The sequence below is a fragment of the Rhizobacter sp. P2_D12 genome, assembly GCF_056404395.1.
The window spans coordinates 1-4,444 of the sequence record NZ_JBFUEB010000210.1 but is presented as its reverse complement, the minus strand read 5'-3'; the positions used below and the strand labels follow the sequence as shown (position 1 = coordinate 4,444).

The following is a 4,444-nucleotide window of genomic DNA, read 5'->3' as shown; positions in this document are numbered from 1 at the left end:
CTGCGCGCCCTGCCAGCGCCCGCCCGCCGACGCGCCGCGCGTCACCCAGGCCTGCAGCCGCCCGCCGGCATCGTGGTCGATGCGCAGCGCATGGCCCTGCTGCCGGCACCAGGCCGCGAGATGGGTGTCCCAGCCCTCGGCCCGCCCGCGCACGCGCAGCACCTCGCCGGCGGCCAGCCCCCGCAGCGCGCGGCGGATCAGCAGCAGCGCGCCCTGGTCCAGCCCGAGCGATTCAATATCGATAGTCGGTGGCAAGGATGCGCCCGTCCTGGCTGTAGAACCGTTCGTCGTCGACCGCGCGCTCCAGCAGCGCGTAGCCGCTGGTGCGGCCGGTGCGCCATTCGCGCAGGCCTTCGAGCTCCAGCAGCGGCCGCACCTGCGGGTCGTCCCAGCGCATCGCCAGCAGCAGCGACGTGAAGCGATCGATCGACGCGGCCGGCGCTCCCGGGCTGGTCGTGAAGTTGCAATGGTCGAAGGCGTCGGTGCGCGCGACGATGCGCGTGCTGCCGGCCGGCAGCGTGCCGTCGAGGCCGAACGCCAGGTGGTTGCCGTCGATCAGGCAGCAGGCGTCGACCTCGCCGGCCAGCAGCGCGACGGCCGCATCGCGCTCGCCGCCGATGTGGTCGCCATGCTTGCCGCCCAGCACGTCGAAGCGCCGCAGCCGGAAATCCCGCCCCGCCACCAGCCCGGCGGCACGCAGGTGGTCCAGCGGGATCAGCGTCGCCTGCGGCGAGTCGATCGCGCCGCTGCCCACCGCCTTGCCGCGCAGCCCGGCCAGCTCGCGCACCGGGCTGTCGGCGCGCACGACGATCACCGAATGCAGGTCGCAGTCGGTGTCGCGCATCGCCACCGCCTGCACCGCCTCGCCGCGCGCGCGGGCGATGCGCTGCGCGCGCACCCACGCGAGCGGCGAGTTCCAGGCCAGGTGGATGCTGCCGTCGAACTGCGCCTCGACCTGGCGCTCGTAGTTGGAGTACAGCAGGTAGTCGAAGGCCAGCCCGTGGCGCGCGAAGAAGGCCTTGAAGCCCTCCCAGATCGTCACGACCTTGGGCGCGTAGGCCACGGCGCCCATGACGAGCGTGGAATCGGTCATCGGTCGCTCCCTCAGAACAGCGGCAGGCCGGTGACGGCCTTGCCGATGAAGTCGTACAGCACGTCCGAGGTCGGCGCCATCACGCTGGCGGCGCGCGCATCGCGGAACAGCCGCTCGATGCCCGCCTCCTTGCGGAACGCCGCACCCCCGCACACCCGCATCGCGGTGTCGGTCACCTGCAGTGCCGCCTCGGCGGCGGCGGCCTTGACCTGCAGCACGCGCAGCATCGTGTCGGCCCGCCCGCCGGTGATCGCGGCCAGCGTGTCGTCCAGCAGCGCCTGCGCCATGTCGGCCTGGATGCGGGCCTTGGCGAGGTAGGCGCGGATCGTCGGCAGGTCGGCCAGCGAGCTGTCCAGGTGCAGGTGCCGCGTGCTGCCGACGTGGGCGATCGCCCGCGACAGCGCACCGTCCATCAGCCCCGTCGAGCACGACGCGCTGAGCACCGCGAACCACGGCAGCACCACGCCCATCATCGCGTCGAAGCCCTTGCCGTCCTCGCCCAACCGGTCGCTCGCGGCAATGCGCACGCCGCGCGCGGTGATGGGCGTCGACGCGTTGCCGCGCAGGCCCAGGCCGTCGAACGCGCCGGGTTGGCTCAGGCCGTCCTGCTTCGCGTCGACGAACCACAGCGTGCTCGCGCCGTCGGCCGCGAGCGGCTTGCTCGACCAGACGTAGCTGTCGGCCTCGAAGGCGGATGTGACCCAGCTCTTGCGCGCGTCGAGCACCACCGCGCTGCCGTCGGCGCGCGCGGTGCCGGTGGGCGCCCAGAAATGGCTGCGCGAATCGGCCTCCGAGAACGCCAGCGTGCTCAGGTGCTTGCCGCGTGCGATCGCTTCGCGCACCGGCTGCTTGCCGGATTGCTCGATCACCGCGACCGCGCAGTAGTGCATGCAGGCGATCATCGCGGTCGACGGGCAGGCCTGCGCGAGGCGCGAGACGACCTGGCTGGCCTCCTTCATGCCCAGGCCCAGGCCACCGACGGTGGTTGCCGATGCGAGGCCCAGCAGCCCGGCCTCGCCCAGCGCCGTGATCGTCTCTCGCGGGAAGCGGCCCTCTCGGTCGGTGCGCAGCGCAAGCGGCTCCACGGTGTCGGTGACGATGCGGGCGAGCGTGTCGAGCGGGGTGGTCATCGCGTCTCCTGTGGGTTCAAGGGCCTCCCGGATGCCACTCCGGGAACGTCGAGAAGAACCCGGATTGGCATCCGGGCTACAACAAGTCGTGCAGCGCTGGCAGCTGGGTCGTGAACAAGGCAGCGTCCTCCAGGCAGCGCAGGTCCAGCAGCAGGCGGTCTTGCGCGATGCGCCCGATCACCGGCTGCGGCAGCGCGCGCAGCGCGGCGGCCAAGGCCTCGAGCGCCGTGCCGATGCCTTTCTTCGCCGTGCCTGCCGGCGCGATCGCCAGGCCGGCCGACGGCAGCCGCTCGACCGGCAGCGAGCCCGAACCGATCTGGCCCAGCAGCTCGACCACCTCGACGCCGAAGCGCGGCGCCACCGCCGCCGCCAGCGCCGGTTGCAGCTGCTGCGCCATGGCGCGGATCGCGTCGGCCGGACGCGTCAGCAGCCGCAGCGTCGGCAGGTCATGCACCAGCCGCTCGGGCCGCAGGTACAGCCGCAGCGTCGCTTCGAGGGCCGCCAGCGGCAGCTTGCTCATGCGCAGCGCGCGCTTCATCGGGTACTTGCGGATGCGGCCGACCGCCGCCTTGCTGCCGACGATCAGCCCCGCCTGCGGCCCGCCCAGCAGCTTGTCGCCGGAGAAGGTGACGACGTCGCAGCCGGCGGCCAGCATCTCCTGCGGCAGCGGCTCGCGCGGCAGGCCGTACAGCGCCAGGTCGACCAGCGAGCCGCTGCCCAGGTCGGTGGCCAGCGGCAACCCGCGCACGTGCGCGATGCCGGCCAGCGTCGCCTCGTCGACGGCCGAGGTGAAGCCCTGCACCGCGTAATTGCTGGTGTGCACCTTCATCAGCAGCCCGGTGCGCTCGGTGATCGCCTGCTCGTAGTCGCGCGCATGCGTGCGGTTGGTCGTGCCGACCTCGACCAGGTGCGCGCCGGCGCTGGCCATCACGTCGGGCATGCGGAACGCGCCACCGATCTCGACCAGCTCGCCGCGCGACACGATGACCTCGCGCTCGCGCGCCAGCGCGGCGATCGTCAGCAGCACCGCGGCGGCGTTGTTGTTGACCACCGTGGCCGCCTCGGCGCCGGTGATCGTGCACAGCAGCTCCTCGACGATCGTGTCGCGATCGCCGCGGCCGCCGCTGTCGAGGTCGTACTCCAGGTTGTTCGGCGCGGCCATCACCGCCAGCAGGTGCTGCAGCGCGGCGTCGGCCAGTAGCGCACGGCCGAGGTTGGTGTGGATCACGGTGCCGGTCAGGTTCAGCACCGTGCGCAGCCGCGGCGCAAGGCGGGCTTGCACGCGGTCGGCCAGCGCGGCGGCCAGCGCGTCGGGCCGCACGGCAGCGCCGGCCAGCACCCCGGCCAGCGCCTGCGCGCGCAGGCCGTCGAGCAGCGCTCGCGCCTCGGTCGCCACCAGCGTGTGGCCGTGGGCATCGAGCAGGGGCCGCACGCCGTCCGCGCGCAGCAGCTTGTCGATCGAAGGCAGATCGGAGGGCCTCGCCTTCGAGCCGTGGACCACGGACTCGTCGGGCGCGGTCATCAGCCGCCTCCGCCGTCGTCGCCGGGCGGCGCGTCCGGATCGCCGAACAGCAGCATCAGGTTGACCCCGTGCCGCTGGAAGCCGGCCTCGCTGACGAGCAGGTCCAGCGTCAGCGACGCCAGGTCGTCAGCCACCGGTTCGACATGCGCATCGCGTTCCATGTGGACGATCTTCAGGTAGTGCCCGCATTCGTCGCAGGTCTCGGCCTCGACGGCCGGCTTGGCCTCGGTGGTGGCCGCATCGAGCCGCTGCGGCGACTGGTAATGGATGCCCTTGGTGCCCTGGCAGTGCGTGCACTTGATGCGCACCATGTGCCACTGTACGGAGCACAGCGCGCAATGCAAGTAGCGGAAACCGGCATCGCCGCCGCCGATGCGCGACACGCTGGCGGTGGGGCGGCTGCCGCAGCACGGGCACAGCGTCGCGTCGTCGGTGCGGCCGAAGGGCGGCAGGCGGTCGGCGCCGCGCGCATCCTGCGTCGCCAGCACCAGCTGCGTCCAGTACACCTGCAGCCCGGCGGCGATCAGCGGCGCGGCCGCCAGGTCGAGCCCCAGCATCACGCCGTGGAGCAGGCGGTCGGCCTGCTGTTCGAGCCAGGCGTCGTCACGCGCCGATTGCTGCAGCGCGCGCACGCCGGCCAGCGCCGGGCTGTCGGCCAGGCGCGGCAGCAGGCCGTCGAGCAGGCGCCGCAGGCCGTCG

The 4,444-nt window shown here is 73.0% G+C and carries 5 protein-coding genes; all 5 read right to left on the bottom strand.

Annotation, left to right across the window (positions count from 1 at the left end):
• The coding region (locus tag AC1DYN_RS31595) for a sulfurtransferase TusA family protein (RefSeq protein ID WP_477966608.1) at positions 1 to 255 on the bottom strand (255 nt) is incomplete at its 3' end.
• Positions 233 to 1,093: a phosphate/phosphite/phosphonate ABC transporter substrate-binding protein gene (locus tag AC1DYN_RS31590; protein WP_477966606.1), complete on the bottom strand. Its 861-nt coding sequence runs from the start codon at positions 1,091 to 1,093 to the stop codon at positions 233 to 235. The genes AC1DYN_RS31595 and AC1DYN_RS31590, both read right to left, overlap by 23 nt.
• Positions 1,094 to 1,104: 11 nt before the next feature.
• The gene (locus AC1DYN_RS31585; RefSeq protein ID WP_477966604.1) at positions 1,105 to 2,223 is read right to left on the bottom strand and encodes an acyl-CoA dehydrogenase family protein; all 1,119 of its coding nucleotides are present in this window, start codon (positions 2,221 to 2,223) and stop codon (positions 1,105 to 1,107) included.
• Between the two features lie 76 nt (positions 2,224 to 2,299).
• Complete coding sequence (gene selA / locus AC1DYN_RS31580; protein WP_477966602.1) at positions 2,300 to 3,745, bottom strand: L-seryl-tRNA(Sec) selenium transferase; 1,446 nt, start codon at positions 3,743 to 3,745, stop codon at positions 2,300 to 2,302.
• The coding region (locus AC1DYN_RS31575) for a formate dehydrogenase accessory protein FdhE (RefSeq protein ID WP_477966600.1) at positions 3,745 to 4,444 on the bottom strand (700 nt) is incomplete at its 5' end. The genes selA and AC1DYN_RS31575, both read right to left, overlap by 1 nt.

Excerpts from the sequence above, each read along its gene's own strand:
- AC1DYN_RS31590 (WP_477966606.1), bottom strand. The coding sequence starts at position 1,093 with ATGACCGATTCCACGCTCGTCATGGGCGCCGTGGCCTACGCGCCCAAG.
- AC1DYN_RS31585 (WP_477966604.1), bottom strand. The coding sequence starts at position 2,223 with ATGACCACCCCGCTCGACACGCTCGCCCGCATCGTCACCGACACCGTG.
- selA (WP_477966602.1), bottom strand. The coding sequence starts at position 3,745 with ATGACCGCGCCCGACGAGTCCGTGGTCCACGGCTCGAAGGCGAGGCCC.